The sequence below is a fragment of the Demequina sediminis genome (assembly GCF_039545075.1).
Lineage (GTDB): Bacteria > Actinomycetota > Actinomycetes > Actinomycetales > Demequinaceae > Demequina > Demequina sediminis.
In genome coordinates this window covers 334,547-350,751 of the sequence record NZ_BAABRR010000001.1, presented here as the reverse complement: position 1 = coordinate 350,751, position 16,205 = coordinate 334,547, and the positions used below count along the sequence as shown (strand labels likewise).

The window sequence follows — 16,205 nt, the reverse complement described above, 5'->3', positions numbered from 1 at the left end:
CCATCGAGCCGAAGGAGGCGCCATGACGTACGACGAGAGCCCCGTCGAGCGCACGATGTCGCTCGACTCCGCGACCCACGTGGACGAGGGCGCGCCTCACCGCCTCGGCCCGCAGGATCAGGCCGCCGTCGAGTCGCTCGGACCCGACCATGCCCTGTTGATCGTCCACCACGGACCCAATATGGGTGCGCGCTTCCTGCTCGACGTCGATGTCACCACGGTGGGCAGGTCCGTGAAGTCGGACATCTTCCTCGACGACGTCACCGTGAGCCGCGAGCACGCGCAGTTCCTGCGTCGCGGCCACGAGTTCGCGGTGCGCGACCAGGGCTCGCTCAACGGGACGTACGTGAACAGGGAGAACATCACGGAGCGCGTGCTCGCCGCGGGCGACGAGGTTCAGATCGGCAAGTACCGGCTGACGTTCCACCCCGGCTCCCAGGCCTGACGCATGGCTCAGGCCGCCCCTCGCGCCCGAGACGACGTCACCCCTGCAGAGGACGAGGCCCACTCTCGCTCCGGTGCACCCGCATCACGCGAGGTGACGTCACCGACAGGCACCTGGCCGCACTCGCTGTCCCACGAGCCGATGCTGCGCGTAAGCGACGTGTTGGGACTCGTCCAGCGACAATTCCCGACACTCACGCCGTCCAAGCTGCGATTCCTCGACTCGAGCGGCCTCGTGACCCCCGAACGCACGCCGTCGGGATACCGCCAGTACTCGCCGGCCGATGTCGAGCGGCTGCGGTTCGTGTTGCGCCAGCAGCGCGACCATTACCGCCCGCTCACCGTGATCAGGGAGCAGCTCGACGCGCTCGATGCGGGACGTCTCCACGAGCCCGTGACCCTCACCGAGATCTCCGAGGCTCCGGACGACTACCTCACCGCAGCCGCCGTCGCCGAGCGGGGCGGCATCACGCGCGACACGCTCGCCGAGCTCGAGGCACTGGGGATCGTCGCGCCCACCGTGCCCGACGGCTATGAGCCCGCTGTGCTCGACGTGGTCGTCGCCTCGGCGGCGTACCTGCGCGCGGGTGGCGATGCGCGCGCGCTGCGCACGCTCGTGCTCGCGGCGCGTCGCGAGGCCGACCGCGCGGAGGCTCATGCCGCGCCGCTTCGGCGCCGCGACCGGGGACAGGCCGAGGCCGCCGCGGCCGAATTCGGCGAGGCGGCGATCGCCGCATTTTCCGCCGTCGTGCGTCAACGAGTGGGAGGATAGGTGCCGTGCGCGCGACACGGCGTCGCGGTCGTTGACCCGGCACCGCGCCACCCCTAACGTTGAAGTCAAGGTTGAAGTTGCGGGTGAATCCGCGAGACAGCGATCCGGAGGACAGATGAGCGACGAGCCCGGCCACCGGCTCCCCCCGCGGATCGACCAGGGCATCCTGTTCGATGATGGCCTGCGCACGCTCGACGAAAACACCGGCTATCGCGGCCCGACCGCGTGCAAGGCGGCGGGCATCACCTACCGTCAGCTCGACTACTGGGCACGGACTGGGCTGGTCGAGCCCACGGTGCGCGGCGCGACGGGCTCGGGAACCCAGCGGCTGTACGGCTTCCGCGACATCCTGGTGCTGCGCGTGGTGAAGCGACTGCTCGATTCCGGCGTCTCCCTCCAGCAGATTCGCACCGCAGTCCTGCACCTGCGGGAGCGCGGCGTCGAGGACCTGTCACGGATCACGCTCATGTCCGACGGCGCCTCCGTGTACGAGTGCACGTCGGACGATGAGGTCATCGACCTCGTCCAGGGCGGCCAGGGCGTCTTCGGCATCGCGCTGGGCAAGGTGTGGCGCGAGCTCGAGGGGTCGCTGTCGGCCCTTCCCGCTGACCGCGCCGACGACTCGGCGCGAACGGTCGGGACCGACGAGCTCGCCGCGCGCAGGGCGCGCCGCACCCAGGCGGGCTGACCACACCACCCGCACGGGGCATCGTCCCCTCCCACCCACCTCCTCGGCATCGTCCTCGCCACGCGCCTGCGCGTGCGTGGACCGCGCCGCAACCCCAGCATGGGCGGCTGACTGGTCCATCGAAACCTGGCAGGATGTCCCCCAACGTCGAAGGGAAGCCAATGTTCGCCAAAGTCCTCGTGGCAAACCGTGCAGAGATTGCCGTCAGGGCCTTCAGGGCCTCGGTCGAGAACGGAGCAAAGACGGTCGCCGTCTTCCCGTATGAAGACCGCATGTCCGAGCACCGGGTGAAGGCCGATGAGGCCTATCAGATCGGCGAGGAGGGCCACCCCGTCAAGGCCTACCTCGACATCGAGGCGATCCTCGACGTCGCGAAGCAGGCGGGGGCGGACGCGGTCTATCCGGGATACGGCTTCCTGTCGGAGAACGTCGAGTTCGCTCGCCGCTGCGCCGAGGAAGGCGTGACCTTCGTGGGACCGCCGCCGGAGGTGCTCGCCAAGGCGGGCGACAAGGTCGCCGCGCTCAAGGCAGCGCGCGAGGCCGGCGTGCCCGTGCTCGAGTCCTCGGAGCCCTCGCAGGACCCAGACTTCATCATCGCGGAGGCCGATCGGATCGGCTTCCCCGTGTTCGTCAAGGCCGTCGCGGGCGGAGGCGGGCGCGGCATGCGCCGCGTTGAGCGCCGCGAGGACCTCCCCGAGCTGCTGGCCGCCGCGATGCGCGAGGCAGAGAACGCGTTCGGCGACCCGACCGTGTTTCTCGAGCAGGCCGTGTTGGGGCCGCGCCACATCGAGGTGCAGATCCTCGCCGACGCCGAGGGCAACGTCGTGCACCTGTTCGAGCGTGACTGCTCGGTGCAGCGCCGCCACCAGAAGGTCATCGAGATCGCTCCGGCGCCCGCGCTCGACCCCGCGATCCGCGACGCGCTGTGCGCCGATGCGGTGAAGTTTGCGACCAGCCTGGGCTACGTCAACGCCGGCACCGTGGAGTTCCTGGTCGCGACCGAGGGCGAGCGGGCCGGACAGCACGTGTTCATCGAGATGAACCCGCGCATCCAGGTCGAGCACACCGTGACTGAGGAGGTCACCGGGATCGACCTCGTGAGCTCGCAGCTGCGCATCGCGGCGGGCGAGACGCTCGAGGACATGGGCATCCGCCAGGAGGACATCCAGGTCACCGGCTTTGCGATCCAGACCCGCATCACGACCGAGGACCCCGCGAACGGCTTCCTGCCCGACACCGGGCGCATCGTCGCCTACCGTTCACCCGGCGGCGCCGGCGTGCGCCTCGACGGCGCGACCGGCATGGCGGGCAACGTCATCACGGGTCACTTCGACTCGATGCTCGTCAAGCTCACGTGCCGCGGTCGCGACTTCACGACCGCCGTCCGCCGCGCCCAGCGCGCGCTCGCCGAGTTCCGCATCCGCGGCGTGACCTCCAACATCCAGTTCCTGCGCGCGGTGCTGTCCGACGAGGCCTTCCTCGCGGGCGGCGTCACCACCGCGTTCATCGACCAGCGCCCCGAGCTTCTCGAGGTGGGGGAGAGCCAGGACCGCTCGACCAAGCTGCTCGCGTTCCTGGGACACACGACCGTGAACCGTCCGCTGGGCGAGCACGTCGAGGACGTGGTGCGTCCCGTCGACAAGCTGCCCACGATCGACCTCGCCGCCGAGCCGCGTCCCGGTTCGCGCCAGCGGCTGCTCGAGTTGGGTCCCGAGGGCTTCGCGAAGGCGTTGCGCGATCAGCAGGCGCTCGGTGTCACCGAGACCACGATGCGCGACGCGCATCAGTCGCTCCTCGCGACGCGCGTGCGCACGTACGATCTCCTCGCCGTCGCTGGCCACACCGCGCGGATGACCCCCGAGCTGCTTTCGGTCGAGTGCTGGGGCGGCGCGACCTACGACGTTGCGATGCGCTTCCTGTCCGAGGACCCGTGGCTGCGCCTCGCGGACCTGCGCGAGAAGATGCCGAACATCGCGCTGCAAATGCTGCTGCGCGGACGCAACACCGTGGGCTACACGCCGTACCCCGATGAGGTCGCGGTGGCCTTCGTCGAGGAGGCCGCGGCCACCGGAATCGACATCTTCCGCATCTTCGACGCCCTCAACGACGTCGAGCAGATGCGCCCCGCGATCGAGGCCGTCCGGCGCACCGGCACCGCGGTCGCCGAGGCGACGCTGTGCTACACGGGCAACATGATCTCCCCCGAGGAGAAGCTCTACACGCTTGACTACTACCTGCGCCTCGCGGACCAGCTGGTCGACGCAGGCGCACACATGCTCGCGATCAAAGACATGGCCGGGCTGCTGCGTCCCGCGGCGGCCTACATGCTCGTGTCGGCCCTGCGTGCGCGCTTCGACCTGCCGGTGCACCTGCACACGCACGACACGGCGGGCGGGCAGATCGGCACGCTGCTGGCCGCCGCGGAGGCCGGCGTCGACGCGGTCGACGTCGCGAACGCCGCGATGGCGGGCACCACGTCGCAGCCGTCGATGTCGGCACTTCTCGCGGCGCTCGAGCACACCACGCGCGACACCGGCATCTCTCTGGCCGCCGCGCAGGACCTCGAGCCCTATTGGGAGTCCGTGCGCAAGCTCTACTCGCCGTTCGAGTCGGGTCTTCCGGGACCCACGGGTCGCGTCTACCACCACGAGATCCCCGGTGGTCAGCTGTCGAACCTGCGCCAGCAGGCGATCTCGCTGGGGCTCGCAGACAAGTTCGAGGCCATCGAGGACATGTACGCGGCCGCGAACCGCATCCTCGGCAACCTGGTCAAGGTGACGCCGTCGTCGAAGGTCGTGGGCGATCTCGCGCTGCACCTCGTGGCGAACAACGCGGATCCGGTCGACTTCGAGGAGAACCCCGACAAGTACGACCTTCCCGACTCCGTCATCGGCTTCCTTGCCGGCGAGCTGGGCGACCCGCCGGGCGGCTGGCCCGAGCCGTTCCGCACTAAGGCGCTTCAGGGTCGCGACGTGTCCCGCACGCTGCCGGAGCTCACGGCGGACGACCACGCGGTGCTCGCACAGCCTGGTCCCGAGCGCCAGCGCAGGCTCAACCACCTGCTGTTCCCCGGTCCGGCCAAGGAGTTCGACCAGGCGATCGAGAAGTACGGCGACATCTCGGTGATCGACACGTTCCACTACCTGTACGGCCTCACGGTCGGCTCGGGCGAGGAGGCGGTGATCGAGCTTCACCGCGGCGTGCGCATCATTGCGACCATCGAGGCCGTGGGCGAGCCCGACTCGCACGGCGAGCGCACGGTGATGTTCAACTTCAACGGCTCGATCCGCCCCATTCAGGTGAGGGATCTGTCCGCGAAGGTCGACGTCGTGCAGCGGGAGAAGGCCGACACCGGTCGGCCCGGTCACATCGCGTCGCCGTTCACGGGACTCGTGACGCCGCGTGTCGCCGAGGGCGACGAGGTCGAGGCGGGACAGACGGTCGCGGTGATCGAGGCCATGAAGATGGAGTCCTCGATCACCACTCCGGTGGCCGGTGTCGTGACCCGCGTGGTCATCAACGCCGCGCAGTCACTCGCGGGCGGCGACCTGGTGCTCGTGGTCGAATAGTCGGAGGGCTGGCTGGGCCCTATGTCCCGTCGCACGGCGCGAGCCGGACGGGACGATGGTGGGGTCGAGTCCCCCGAGGAGGTCACCATGAAGGTCCTGGTTGCTGTTGGTTCGAAGTACGGCGCGACGCGCGAGGTGGCGAGGAAGATCGCCGAGGTGATCGGCGAGCACGGCTTCGAGGTGGACTGCGAGGACGCGTGTGACGTCCAGGGCATCCACTACTACGAGGCCGTGATCCTCGGCTCCGCCGTGTATGGCGGGCTGTGGCGCCGTGACGCGTCGGGGCTCGTCAAGGAGCACAGGGACGAGCTGCGGGCCAAGGACGTGTGGATCTTCTCCGTGGGCATGGAGACCGTGGTGAAGCCCGGTCAGCCCCTCGACGAGGCCGACGGCTTCGCGCGTGAGATCTCGGCCCACGAGCACGCGCGCTTCGCCGGCGCGATCGACTGGGACCGGCTCAACGTGGGGGAGAAGGCGCTCATCAAGGCCCTCAACCCTCCGCTCGGAGACTTCCGCGACCTCACCGCCGTGCGGGACTGGGCCGAGGGCGTCGCGACGCAACTCGAGCAGATCGCGGCGGCCTGAAACCTACGGCGCAGAGACGGCCACCGCATAGGGCTCGACTCTGAACCAGCGGCGTGCGAGCCACAGGGACACGTACACGAGTCCCACGAGCACCGGAACCTCAATGAGCGGTCCCACGACGCCCGCGAGAGCCTGACCGGACTGTGCTCCAAAGGTGCCGATCGCAACCGCGATGGCGAGCTCGAAGTTGTTGCCTGCGGCGGTGAAGGCGAGTGTGGTCGACCGCGCGTAGCCGAGCCCCAGCGCCTTGCCCCACGCGATTCCCACGAACCACATCACGGCGAAGTAGACCAGCAGGGGAAGCGCGATGCGGGCGACATCCCAGGGGTTCTGGGTAATCGCCTCTCCCTGGAGCGCGAAGAGCAACACGATCGTGAATAGCAGACCGTAGAGCGCCCACGGCCCGATCACGGGGATGAAGCGCTCCTCGTACCACTCACGGCCCTTGCGCCGTTCGCCGATCCATCGCGACGCGAAGCCCGCAACGAGGGGCACGCCGAGGAACACGAGCACGTTGATCGCGATCTGGCCGATCGAGACGTCAAGCCCTTGCGAATCGAGGCCCAGCCATCCCGGCAGCACGGTGAGGTAGAACCACCCCAGGAGCGAGAAGGCGATGACTTGGAAGACCGAGTTGATGGCGACGAGCACGGCTGTCGCCTCGCGGTCACCGCAGGCGAGGTCGTTCCAGATCACCACCATCGCGATGCACCGCGCGAGACCCACGATGATGAGTCCCGTGCGGTACTCGGGCAGATCGGGCAGAAAGATCCATGCCAAGGCGAACATGACCGCCGGGCCCACGATCCAGTTGAGAATCAGCGATGACGTGAGGAGTCGCTTGTCACCCGTGACAGCCGCCACCTTGTCATATCTGACCTTGGCGAGCACCGGGTACATCATGACAAGGAGACCAAGGCCAATCGGAATCGAGACGCCGCCCACCTCGAGATGACTGAGCCACGCCGAGACCTGCGGGATCAGCCTTCCCAGGAGCACTCCTGCCAGCATCGCGACCGCGATCCAGGCCGGGAGCCAACGGTCCAGCGTCGACAGGCGGTGGGGGGTGACGTGTCCCGTCACGGTGGTCTCGCTCGACATGGTGTCCTCCTGCGCATGTGATCGTCGGCTCTCACCTTATATCGATACTCGTCTATGTACGGACACTCGGGCGCGAGACACGCGTCATACCCGGCCAGGGCATCGTCCCCGCGGGGATATCCTGAGGGTGGGTCCCCACCCGGCAGCGAGGCCGGTGCGATCCATCGCGCCTCGCAGAACAGCTCAACGGAGAGTTCATGTTCACTGTCACCGCAGTCCACGCCGGCGCCACCGCGGCCACCGCCGCCTCGTGGCAGCCCGGCTTCTTCCTCATGGTGCTGGTCCTCGCGGCCGGTGCGGTCGGCTCGGTCGTGGTGGCCGTCCAGAACCGCCACCGCAGGCAATGAGCTAGGTGGCCCTGGGAAGGTCCACCACGCGTGTCTCGCCTGGTACGGGGACGATGCCCCCGCCCGTGAGGGCGGCAAGGTCGGCCTCGAGGTCGGCGATCCTGTCGGGCGCGACCCACACGGCCAGGGTGGCCGTCGCACCATAGGCCGGAGCGTCGAGCACCGCCTGGTGCGTCCCGGCCCACTGGTGGAGCCACGCCGTGACGCGGCCGGCATCGGCGTGCGGCACGTCGATCGTGACACGCGTGCGCAGCCCGCGATCCACGAGGACCGCGCGGTCGATCGTCTCGGAGACCGCGCTTCCGTACGCCCGCACGAGTCCGCCCGCGCCCAGCAGGACGCCGCCGAACCATCGGCTCACGACGGCGACAACGTCGGTGACGCCGCGATGGCGAAGCACCTCGAGCATGGGCACACCGGCGGTGCCCGCGGGTTCGCCGTCGTCGCTTGAGCGTTGCCTGTCGGCGTGGGTCCCGACCACCATGGCGGTGCAGTGGTGGCGCGCGTCCCAGCGGTCCTTGCGGATGCGCGCGATCACCGCGTCAGCCTCCTCGACGGATCCGACCGGCGACAGGTGCGTGAGGAAGACGGACTTCTTGATGACCAGCTCGTGCTCGACCGGCGCCGCGATCGTCGACGGCAGCGAGGGAAGGGTCACTGTGGCAGGGTAGCGGCCAGGGCGGGTCGGGCCGCGTCGCGCGTGTCGGGTGCGCAGGCTACTCGGCGGTGCCGCCCTCGCCACGCAGGTGTCGAATGTCACCCATGGCCGCAATGAGATCTCCCACCGAGTGGTGGGAGTTGCCATGGTGTCGCATCGGCCGATCGGGGTGGAGCACGTAGTGGTTGCGGCGGCCCCGCCGGACGCGCTCAAGGTAGCCGTCTGCCTCGAGGTCATTGAGGATGTTCACCGCTTGGCGGTCGGAGATGCCGACCGCCAGTGCGACCTCGTGAACGGTGAGGTCCGGCTGAGCCGCCACCGTGAGCAGCACGTGCGCGTGGTGCGTAAGGAAGGTCCACGAGGTCACGCCTCCATTGTGCCCACCCGCGTCCTCACGTGCAACAGAGTTCATGTATTGTGACCGATCGATGCACTGCACTTCATGTTTCCATCGGAGGTCCTGATGCTCGAGTCGTTCGTCACCAACTTCTTCTCGGCGCCCGTGCTGGCGTTCGCGCTCGGCATCCTCGCCGCCGCGATCCGTTCCGACCTCAAGGTCCCTGAGCCGGTCACTCAGGCGATCTCGATCTACCTGCTCCTCGCGATTGGCCTCAAGGGGGGAGTGGCCCTGCGGGGTGTGCCGCTGGTCGACGTCGCGGCGCCAGCCGCACTCGCAGTGCTGCTCGGCATCCTCGTCCCCGCGGCCGCGTACGGGCTTCTCCGGCTGATCACGCGGCTCAACCGGGATGATCGCGGCTCGATGGCGGCGCACTACGGCTCGACATCCCTCGTGACCTTTACCGCGGCACTCGTGTTCCTCGCCGACTCCGGCATCGAGGTGCCCGCCTACGCGGCGACCATGCTCGCGATCCTCGAGGTCCCCGGCATCCTCGTCGGCATCGTCCTCGCGCGCCGCCACCTCGCCCGCACCGCGGGCTGGGGCGCAACCTTCCACGAGGTGCTCGCGGGCAAGTCGGTCGTGCTGCTGCTCGGCGGGCTCGGGATCGGCGCCGTGCTGGGGGAGGAGGGCTTCGCACCGATCTCGGTCGTCTTCGCCGACGGATTCCGAGGCGTGCTCGTCCTGTTCCTGCTCGCCCTCGGAACCGAGGTCGGCCAGCGCCTGCGCACCTTCCATCACGCGGGTCCGGGCATCTACGCGTTCGCGCTCGGGTTCCCGCCGCTCGTGGGCCTGATCGGCGTCGCTGCCGGCACGCTCGGGGGGCTTGGGGTCGGCGGTAGTGCGATCCTCGGCGTCCTGGTCGCATCGGCGTCCTACATCGCCGCGCCGGCCGCCGTCCGCATCGCGCTTCCTCAGGCAAACCTGTCACTCGCGCTCACCGCGAGCATCGGCCTGACCTTCCCGCTCAACCTCACACTCGGCATCCCGCTGCTCACATGGTTCGCCCAGACCCTGGGCGCGTGAGATCAGGCCGCGTCGCGGATGCCCTCCTCGACCGCGGTGAGGGCGAGCGAGAGCGCCGATGCCGCGGGCGCAGCGCTGTCGTCGTGCGGACTGCGCCAGCGCGCGGCCACCTCGATCTGCAGCCCCGCAAGCCCCAGGTGGCGCTGGGCAAGGCTGGTCACGGTGTAGTGAGGGCGCGCGGTGAAGGGGGCGTCGACCACGACCTCGAAGGCGTCGAGCTCGGAACGCAGGATCTCCACCGCGAGGTTCTCCAAAGCGCCGGGGCGCGGTCCGGTGCCCAGGCAGAAGTCCGGGCCGTGGTGGTCGCCCATGCCGTGGATGTCGATGAGCATGCGCGCGGAGTCGCTGAGATCGCGCAGGTGGCGCGAGAACTCATCGTCGCGCTCGTCCCATGTGTCCCACTCGGTGCGCGCGCCGGCCGAGACCACGGCGGAGACGTTCGCGACCTCGCCGGCCAGGAGCGTGAGCGACCCGGTGTGGAGATCGGCCGCCTTCATCGCGCCCGCGCGGTAGTGACGAGTCGCGTGCGGGGCGGTCAGGACGACGGCGCTGGAGCGATCAACGAGCAGCGCGGGGTCGTCGTCCCCGGCGCGCCTGCGCGCGGTCCCAAAGTGCTCGTCGAGCTCTCGCCAGCGAGTGGCGATGTCGGTCACCTCGGTCGCGGCGGTCATCTCAATGGTCATCGTTCCTCCAGCCTTCTCAGGGTGGTCTGCACGCGTGCGCCAGGGTATCGACGCTACCAGGCATGTTGTTCCGAGCCCGGGGGGCGCGCCGGGGCTGGGGGTCGTCAGGCGTGGTCCACGACGCGCAGCGGCCCCTCGGCCGGGGTCGGCACCTCGAAGCCATCGAGGTAGGACGCGGCCCGGTCGGGGGGCACCACCACGTCATGCGGCCCGTCGCCCCGGCGCCGAGAAAGGCGCTCGAGGATTATGGAGCGGGGCGTGTCGAGGTAGTAGACCACCGGGACGATTCCGGCGGGACGCAGGCACTCGCGGTAGTCGTCGCGTGACCGGCGCGACCAGAAGGACGTGTCGACGGCGACCGACTCACCCGCGGCCACGAGCGAGAGGAGACGGCGCTGGAGGTCGCGGTGGATCGCCTGCGCGACCTCCTCCGGAACGGGGTGGGACGTGTGGCCCCGGCTCCACGCCTCCTCGTCGAAGGACAGCACCTCGTAGCCCGCGTCGCGGCACGCCCGCGCGACCGTGGACTTGCCGGAGCCCGCGGGGCCGCACACCAAGATGACGCGGTCACTGGGGTGCGGAAGGCGGCTGGACATGATTGGCATCGTAGAGAAGCGTGGGCGTGTGCGTGTGGCCGAGCGGGACCGGGTGTGGCAGTGCGCACGCGGGCTTCGCGACCCGGCGATCGCACCAGGCGATGCGCGAAGGCCGATTCTGGGTCGAAAATCGGCAAATCCTCTGCGCGAAGCGGGGCTGGCGAGTGAGCGGCGGGGGAGTGGAGCGCAGGATCGGTCACTCGCGCGAGGCGCGTCGTGCGGGAACGCGGAGACCCGGATACAGTGCAATGCAGCAGGTAGATCCGGCTCGGTGAAGAGTCGCACGGCTTCGGGGGGAGCATGACGGTGAGCGTGTCGTCTCGCAAGTACTTGAGCGCCACTCTCGCCAAGCGTCGCGCCGGTCTCGCGACCGCGGTGGCATCCGTCGCGATTGCGGCCGTGGGCTGCTCGACGCCGGACCCCGTGCCGGAGGGCGAGTACTCGCGCGTCGCGTTCTATGACTCGCTTGAGGCGCTCAGGGCCGACAGCGACGCCGTGGTCGTCGGCCGGGTCATTGATCAGGAGGTAGCAGACGACGTCGAACCTGGGTTCCATTTCACCCTGTCCGATGTCGAAGTGATGGACGCCGATGCGACGTCCGGGCTGGCGGCCGGGGACACCATCGTCGTGCGCCAAGTCGGAGGAGCGGACACTCCGCCGCTGGCCAACCTCCTCGGGCCCGAGAACACGTACCTCTTGTTCTTGACCCTGTCGGGACTGGACGGAAGGCTGGCGACTCAGTTCTATCCGACTGGGGTCGTCGCGGGAATCTACGTCGCACCGGGGATCGACGGCGACACTGTGGAGCCCCTGACATTCACGCAGTTCGAGCGCGACGACGCGGACGACCTTCCGACCGAGATCACCGCGCGGGAAGCTCTGGGCTGGTGATGCGCGGACTGGCCGTGGGTGCGCAAGACATCAGCATGCACGTGCGAGGCGACGAGGAGGAGCGCCGCTGCTACGCGTAATGTCATAATGCGCATTATCGGCGTTAGGCGGAAGGGCGGGCGGAGGCGCGATCGCGACGCCCGGCTCACACCGCCGCGACGCCCTCGGATCGGTCGCCCAGCACCCGACCCATGGCGCGAAGTCCGTCGAGCAACGCCGACCGCTCGGCGTCGGACAGGCCCGACAGGATGCGCACCTCATTGGCCGCGTGCGCGGCGTGCGCGGCTGCCTGGATCTCGACGCCAGCATCGGTGAGCCGCACGCGGACCACGCGGCGGTCGTCATCGTCACGGCGGCGCGTGACAAAGCCGCGCGCCTCGAGGCGCGTCACGCGGTGCGTCGTGGTGCCCGACGTGATGAGCAACGCGCGGTCGAGTTCGCCCGGCGTCAGCTCATAGGGTGCACCCGCACGCCGGAGCGCGCTGAGCACGTCGAACTCCCAACTCTGCAACCCGTACTCGGCAAACACCGCGTCGAGCCGCGCCTGGACCAGCGCCGCGAACCGCGACAAACGTCCGATGATCTCGAGCGCACTCACGTCCAGGTCGGGACACTCCAATGCCCACTGACCCATAATCCGGTCGATCGCGTCCGCCTGCGCCGCCGCGTCCTCGGCGCTTCCCCTGGTATCCGGCTCGGTCATGGCACCATCATGCCAGCGGAATATCTTGACGTCGAGATACCGTTACTATCTTGACATCAAGATATTCGAACGGACCGCCATGAACCGCACCTCGCGCACGGTCGCGCTCACCGCACTCGCCCCGCTCGTGTGGGGCACCACGTACCTCGTCACCACCGAGTTCCTGCCCGCCGATCGCCCGCTGCTCACCGCGACGCTCCGCGCGCTTCCCGCGGGACTCGTGCTCGTCGCCCTCACGCGCACCCTCCCCCGCGGCTCGTGGTGGTGGAAGTCCGCGGTGCTCGGCACGCTCAACATCGGCGCATTCTTCGCGCTCATGTTCGTGGCCGCCTACCGGCTCCCCGGCGGTGTCGCGGCGACGCTCGCCGCGGTGCACCCCCTGCTCGTCACCGCCCTCGCGGGGAGGATCCTCCACGAGCGCGTCACTCCCCTGGCCCGCGCCGCCGCAGGGGTGGGCGTGCTGGGCGTCGCGCTCTTGGTCCTCACCCCCGGAGCTCGCCTCGACGGCTGGGGAATCGTCGCCGGGCTGGGCTCGGCGGCCGCGACGGCCGCCGGCGTACTCCTGACCAAGCGCTGGGGCAGGCCGTCCTCACTCGTCGCGTTCACGGGCTGGCAACTGATCGCGGGTGGACTCGTCCTTGCGGTGGCGCTGCTCGCCGTGGAGGGCCTTCCCGACGGCCTCACCGCCATCAACCTCGCCGGCTACGCGTGGCTCGCCCTGCCCGGCACGGCGCTCGCCTACCTGGCCTGGTTCTCGGGAATCCTGCGCCTGCCCGCGGCGCGTGTGAGCCTGCTGAGCTTCCTCACGCCCCTCACCGCGGGCGCGCTGGGCTGGATGATCCTCGGCCAGTCGCTCTCGACGACGCAACTCGTGGGCGGCGCTTTCGTGTTGGGAGCGGTCGGCGTGGGCGCCGTGGCCGGGCGAAGGGACGATGCTGGCAGGAGGGCCGACGTGCCAGTCGAGGTGGCCGCGGAACAACCGGCAGTCAGCAATCGTTCCGTCCTTGTGCAGGTCACGTGACCGCACGGAAGGAGGACCGCCATGGCCGATCGCGCGCTTCGAGGAATGCGACTGGGAACCCAGTCGATGGAGTCGATCCACAACGCCGAGCTCGCCGAGCGTGTCGAGGTGCACTATGACTGCCCTAACGGACACGTCATGTCGATGCCCTTCTCCGTCGAGGCCGACGTTCCGCTGTCGTGGGAGTGCCACTGCGGCGCCCTCGCGCTCCTCAGGGACGGCGACCGCCCCGAGCCCAAGGACGTCAAGCCGCAGCGCACGCACTGGGACATGCTCCTGGAGCGTCGCACGATCCCGGAGCTCGAGGAGCTCCTGGAGGAGCGTCTCGAGCTGCTTCGCGCGAGCCGCCGCTAGCGGCAGCCGACACCCCGAGCCGACGGCCTCACCTCACGGTGGGGCCGTTTTCTCGTGCTCCTCAGTGGCGTCCGCGTACCAGCCCCGCCGCCTGCCTGGCGCGATGCGCGGCGCCCCACGCCGTCACCTTGATCAGCGCCTCGCGAATGATCGCGCCGCTCATCTTCGACGTGCCCGCCTCGCGCTCCACGAAAGTGATGGGCACCTCGACGACGGATCCACCCGCACGGATCACGCGCCACGCCATGTCCACCTGGAAGCAATAGCCCTGGGACTCGACCGCGGCCAGGTCCAGCCGGCGCAGCATCGTCGCGCGGTAGACGCGGAAGCCGGCGGTGGCGTCCTTGACGCGCAGGCCCAGCGCGAGGCGCACGTACGTGTTCGCCCCCGTGGACAGCCACAGGCGATGGCGCGGCCAGTTGACCACCTCTCCCCCGTCGACCCACCGCGATCCGATCACGAGGTCGGCCTCGCCCGCGCGCGCGAGCAGCCGCGGCAGATCCACCGCACGGTGGGAACCGTCGGCGTCCATCTCGCACAGCAGGTCATAGCCCCGCTCGAGGCCCCACGCGAAGCCCGCGAGGTACGCGGCGCCCAGCCCGTCCTTCGCCGTGCGGCGCAGCACCTGGACCCGGGCATCGTCCCTGCTTCTGGACTCGGCCCAGTCGCCCGTTCCGTCGGGAGAGCCGTCGTCGACCACCAGAATGTCGACCTCGGGGGCGGCCGCGAGCACGGCGTCGAGCTGGCGCGGGAGCGACTCGCGCTCGTTGTAGGTGGGGATGATGACCAGGGTGCGGCTCACCAGTCATACCTTTCGGCGATGCGGCGGCGGATCGCGAGGAGCGCGATCGCCGTCGGAACAATGAGGACACCCCAGCCGATGAACCAGCCGAGTCGCACCGCAGGCGTGAGCTCGGTGCGCAGGCCGACCTTCTCGACCATGTGATCCGCCGTGAACAGGTCGGTGCCGTCGATCACGCGACCGCTCGGGTCGACCACCGCGCTCACGCCCACCGTGGAGATCTGGATGGCCCAGCGGCCCGTCTCGATCGCCCGGATCCGCGTCATCTGGAGCTGCTGCGTGCTCTCTGCGGTGCGTCCGAAGGTCGCGTTGTTGGTGGGGACGATCAGCAGCTCCGCGCCCGACGCGACGGCCTCGCGCACGATCGAGTCGTAGGCCACCTCGAAGCAGATCGGCGTCGCAATGCGCACGGCACGATCGAGGGACGCGATGGGCGCCTCGACCACGGCGGCGCGGCTGCCCGCGAGCATGTCCACCACGTTGTCGACCACGGGCGTGACCTGACGAGCGAGGTCGCGCAACGGCACGTACTCGGCGAAGGGCGCCGGCCGCTGCTTCGAGTAGGTGTCGAGCACCGTGCCCTGCGTGCCGTACAGGAGCATCGTGTTGTAGCGGCCGTCCGGGGGCGTGTAGTCAACCGTCCCGAGCAGCAGCGGCACGCCGGTCGCGGCGATCGCCTGGTCGACGGCCTCCTGCGTCGCGGCGTCGACCCTCGGATCGATGTCGGCCGCGTTCTCGGGCCACACCACGAGGTCGGGCGCGGACTCGGCGGACTCGGCCATGCGCACGGTCTCCGCAAGATGGTTCTGGGTGACCTCACGGGCCTGGTCGAACGAGTCAAGCCCGCGGTCGGGGACGTTGCCCTGAATGGCGGCCACGCGCAAGGTTCCGGCCTGCGCCTGCCCGTCGAGCGGAACAACGTATCCCGCGGCAAGCAGTCCCAGCGCGAGCACGGGCGCGATCGTTGCGGTCACCGCGCGCCGGGTCCGCGCGGCCTCCCACGCGAGGCCGACGAGCGCGCCGGCGAGCACCGTGACGAGGCTCACGAGTGGCACGCCACCGGCCCACGCGAGCCGCGCGACGGGCGTGTCGATCATCGCGTAGCCCAACCGTCCCCACGGGAAGCCGCCGAACGGAAGCATCGACCTCAGCTGCTCGGAGGCGACCCACAGCAACGCAAACACCGGAGCGAGCGCCCAGCGGTGCGTGTCGAGCATGCCCGAGCGGCGCACATGCGCCCACGCGGCGCCCACGAGCGCCCACGCGAGCCCCTCCGCGGCGCTCAGCGCGATCCATGGCACCAGCCCCACCGCGACGTTCGCCCACCACAGGTGCGGGAGCATGAAGGCCGTGCCGTAGACCCAACCGAGAGCGAAGCCACCCCAGGCCGTGGCGCGCTCGAGCGTCCACCACAGCACCGCGACGGAGGCCGGGGCGAGGTACCACCAGCCCGTGTCGGGAAACGCGAGATTGAGACCCACACCCGCGACGGCGGCCAGCAGCAGGTTCCTCAGTCCGGTCAGCACCAGCCAAGCGTAAGCGAGCCGACCGGCCCCTCCGGACAGGCG

Annotated in this window: 18 protein-coding genes; 10 read left to right on the top strand and 8 right to left on the bottom strand. The window is 69.7% G+C overall.

Annotation, left to right across the window (positions count from 1 at the left end; translation table 11 throughout):
- Positions 1 to 22: 22 nt before the first annotated feature.
- The 5 genes from ABEA62_RS01715 (at position 23) to ABEA62_RS01695 (ending at position 6,058) form a co-directional block, all read left to right on the top strand.
- Positions 23 to 445, top strand: a complete 423-nt coding sequence (locus tag ABEA62_RS01715; RefSeq protein ID WP_425557941.1) for an FHA domain-containing protein — start codon at positions 23 to 25, stop codon at positions 443 to 445.
- 141 nt (positions 446 to 586) lie between these two features.
- Positions 587 to 1,216: a transcriptional regulator FtsR gene (gene ftsR / locus ABEA62_RS01710; RefSeq protein ID WP_286215989.1), complete on the top strand. Its 630-nt coding sequence runs from the start codon at positions 587 to 589 to the stop codon at positions 1,214 to 1,216.
- Positions 1,217 to 1,331: 115 nt separating this feature from the next.
- Positions 1,332 to 1,904 carry a MerR family transcriptional regulator gene (locus tag ABEA62_RS01705; RefSeq protein WP_345378218.1) on the top strand — a complete coding sequence of 191 codons (573 nt, stop codon included), beginning with the start codon at positions 1,332 to 1,334 and terminating at the stop codon, positions 1,902 to 1,904.
- A 161-nt stretch (positions 1,905 to 2,065) separates the two neighbouring features.
- Positions 2,066 to 5,473, top strand: a complete 3,408-nt coding sequence (locus ABEA62_RS01700; protein WP_286215988.1) for a pyruvate carboxylase — start codon at positions 2,066 to 2,068, stop codon at positions 5,471 to 5,473.
- Between the two features lie 87 nt (positions 5,474 to 5,560).
- The gene (locus ABEA62_RS01695; RefSeq protein ID WP_286215987.1) at positions 5,561 to 6,058 is read left to right on the top strand and encodes a flavodoxin domain-containing protein; all 498 of its coding nucleotides are present in this window, start codon (positions 5,561 to 5,563) and stop codon (positions 6,056 to 6,058) included.
- 3 nt (positions 6,059 to 6,061) lie between these two features.
- Here the strand turns inward: ABEA62_RS01695 and arsB are convergent, their stop codons facing one another.
- Positions 6,062 to 7,159 (bottom strand): ACR3 family arsenite efflux transporter, encoded by a 1,098-nt coding sequence (gene arsB / locus ABEA62_RS01690; RefSeq protein WP_286215986.1) that lies wholly within the window; start codon positions 7,157 to 7,159, stop codon positions 6,062 to 6,064.
- 197 nt (positions 7,160 to 7,356) lie between these two features.
- Between arsB and ABEA62_RS01685 the strand changes: the two genes are divergently transcribed.
- A complete protein-coding gene (locus tag ABEA62_RS01685) occupies positions 7,357 to 7,506 on the top strand; it encodes a hypothetical protein (RefSeq protein ID WP_286215985.1) in 150 nt (49 codons plus the stop codon).
- A gap of 1 nt (position 7,507) precedes the next feature.
- On the opposite strand, the gene ABEA62_RS01680 is transcribed toward ABEA62_RS01685, so the two are convergent.
- Both ABEA62_RS01680 and ABEA62_RS01675 read right to left on the bottom strand, forming a co-directional pair.
- Positions 7,508 to 8,164 (bottom strand): IMPACT family protein, encoded by a 657-nt coding sequence (locus tag ABEA62_RS01680; RefSeq protein ID WP_286215983.1) that lies wholly within the window; start codon positions 8,162 to 8,164, stop codon positions 7,508 to 7,510.
- Positions 8,165 to 8,222: 58 nt separating this feature from the next.
- Positions 8,223 to 8,531 carry a helix-turn-helix transcriptional regulator gene (locus ABEA62_RS01675; protein WP_286215981.1) on the bottom strand — a complete coding sequence of 103 codons (309 nt, stop codon included), beginning with the start codon at positions 8,529 to 8,531 and terminating at the stop codon, positions 8,223 to 8,225.
- 96 nt (positions 8,532 to 8,627) lie between these two features.
- Here ABEA62_RS01675 and ABEA62_RS01670 point away from each other — a divergent pair, with 96 nt between their 5' ends.
- Positions 8,628 to 9,587, top strand: a complete 960-nt coding sequence (locus tag ABEA62_RS01670; protein WP_345378213.1) for a sodium-dependent bicarbonate transport family permease — start codon at positions 8,628 to 8,630, stop codon at positions 9,585 to 9,587.
- 2 nt (positions 9,588 to 9,589) lie between these two features.
- On the opposite strand, the gene ABEA62_RS01665 is transcribed toward ABEA62_RS01670, so the two are convergent.
- Both ABEA62_RS01665 and ABEA62_RS01660 read right to left on the bottom strand, forming a co-directional pair.
- On the bottom strand, positions 9,590 to 10,270 hold the full coding sequence (locus ABEA62_RS01665) for an N-formylglutamate amidohydrolase (RefSeq protein WP_286215977.1): 681 nt from the start codon (positions 10,268 to 10,270) through the stop codon (positions 9,590 to 9,592).
- A 104-nt stretch (positions 10,271 to 10,374) separates the two neighbouring features.
- Positions 10,375 to 10,866: a P-loop nucleotide/nucleoside kinase family protein gene (locus tag ABEA62_RS01660; protein WP_286215975.1), complete on the bottom strand. Its 492-nt coding sequence runs from the start codon at positions 10,864 to 10,866 to the stop codon at positions 10,375 to 10,377.
- Positions 10,867 to 11,172: 306 nt separating this feature from the next.
- Here ABEA62_RS01660 and ABEA62_RS01655 point away from each other — a divergent pair, with 306 nt between their 5' ends.
- Positions 11,173 to 11,757, top strand: a complete 585-nt coding sequence (locus ABEA62_RS01655; RefSeq protein ID WP_345378209.1) for a hypothetical protein — start codon at positions 11,173 to 11,175, stop codon at positions 11,755 to 11,757.
- Positions 11,758 to 11,902: 145 nt separating this feature from the next.
- On the opposite strand, the gene ABEA62_RS01650 is transcribed toward ABEA62_RS01655, so the two are convergent.
- A complete protein-coding gene (locus ABEA62_RS01650; RefSeq protein WP_286215972.1) occupies positions 11,903 to 12,460 on the bottom strand; it encodes a MarR family winged helix-turn-helix transcriptional regulator in 558 nt (185 codons plus the stop codon).
- Positions 12,461 to 12,539: 79 nt separating this feature from the next.
- Between ABEA62_RS01650 and ABEA62_RS01645 the strand changes: the two genes are divergently transcribed.
- Both ABEA62_RS01645 and ABEA62_RS01640 read left to right on the top strand, forming a co-directional pair.
- The gene (locus ABEA62_RS01645; protein ID WP_286215971.1) at positions 12,540 to 13,481 is read left to right on the top strand and encodes an EamA family transporter; all 942 of its coding nucleotides are present in this window, start codon (positions 12,540 to 12,542) and stop codon (positions 13,479 to 13,481) included.
- Between the two features lie 21 nt (positions 13,482 to 13,502).
- Positions 13,503 to 13,835 (top strand): RNA polymerase-binding protein RbpA, encoded by a 333-nt coding sequence (locus ABEA62_RS01640; protein WP_286215970.1) that lies wholly within the window; start codon positions 13,503 to 13,505, stop codon positions 13,833 to 13,835.
- 61 nt (positions 13,836 to 13,896) lie between these two features.
- On the opposite strand, the gene ABEA62_RS01635 is transcribed toward ABEA62_RS01640, so the two are convergent.
- A complete protein-coding gene (locus ABEA62_RS01635; RefSeq protein ID WP_286216663.1) occupies positions 13,897 to 14,640 on the bottom strand; it encodes a polyprenol monophosphomannose synthase in 744 nt (247 codons plus the stop codon).
- Positions 14,634 to 16,163 (bottom strand): apolipoprotein N-acyltransferase, encoded by a 1,530-nt coding sequence (gene lnt, locus ABEA62_RS01630; protein WP_286215969.1) that lies wholly within the window; start codon positions 16,161 to 16,163, stop codon positions 14,634 to 14,636. The genes ABEA62_RS01635 and lnt overlap by 7 nt, the downstream gene beginning before the upstream one ends.
- Positions 16,164 to 16,205 lie beyond the last annotated feature (42 nt).

Excerpts from the sequence above, each read along its gene's own strand:
- ABEA62_RS01715 (WP_425557941.1), top strand. The coding sequence starts at position 23 with ATGACGTACGACGAGAGCCCCGTCGAGCGCACGATGTCGCTCGACTCC.
- ftsR (WP_286215989.1), top strand. The coding sequence starts at position 587 with ATGCTGCGCGTAAGCGACGTGTTGGGACTCGTCCAGCGACAATTCCCG.
- ABEA62_RS01705 (WP_345378218.1), top strand. The coding sequence starts at position 1,332 with ATGAGCGACGAGCCCGGCCACCGGCTCCCCCCGCGGATCGACCAGGGC.
- ABEA62_RS01700 (WP_286215988.1), top strand. The coding sequence starts at position 2,066 with ATGTTCGCCAAAGTCCTCGTGGCAAACCGTGCAGAGATTGCCGTCAGG.
- ABEA62_RS01695 (WP_286215987.1), top strand. The coding sequence starts at position 5,561 with ATGAAGGTCCTGGTTGCTGTTGGTTCGAAGTACGGCGCGACGCGCGAG.
- arsB (WP_286215986.1), bottom strand. The coding sequence starts at position 7,159 with ATGTCGAGCGAGACCACCGTGACGGGACACGTCACCCCCCACCGCCTG.
- ABEA62_RS01685 (WP_286215985.1), top strand. The coding sequence starts at position 7,357 with ATGTTCACTGTCACCGCAGTCCACGCCGGCGCCACCGCGGCCACCGCC.
- ABEA62_RS01670 (WP_345378213.1), top strand. The coding sequence starts at position 8,628 with ATGCTCGAGTCGTTCGTCACCAACTTCTTCTCGGCGCCCGTGCTGGCG.
- ABEA62_RS01665 (WP_286215977.1), bottom strand. The coding sequence starts at position 10,270 with ATGACCATTGAGATGACCGCCGCGACCGAGGTGACCGACATCGCCACT.
- ABEA62_RS01660 (WP_286215975.1), bottom strand. The coding sequence starts at position 10,866 with ATGTCCAGCCGCCTTCCGCACCCCAGTGACCGCGTCATCTTGGTGTGC.
- ABEA62_RS01650 (WP_286215972.1), bottom strand. The coding sequence starts at position 12,460 with ATGACCGAGCCGGATACCAGGGGAAGCGCCGAGGACGCGGCGGCGCAG.
- ABEA62_RS01645 (WP_286215971.1), top strand. The coding sequence starts at position 12,540 with ATGAACCGCACCTCGCGCACGGTCGCGCTCACCGCACTCGCCCCGCTC.
- ABEA62_RS01640 (WP_286215970.1), top strand. The coding sequence starts at position 13,503 with ATGGCCGATCGCGCGCTTCGAGGAATGCGACTGGGAACCCAGTCGATG.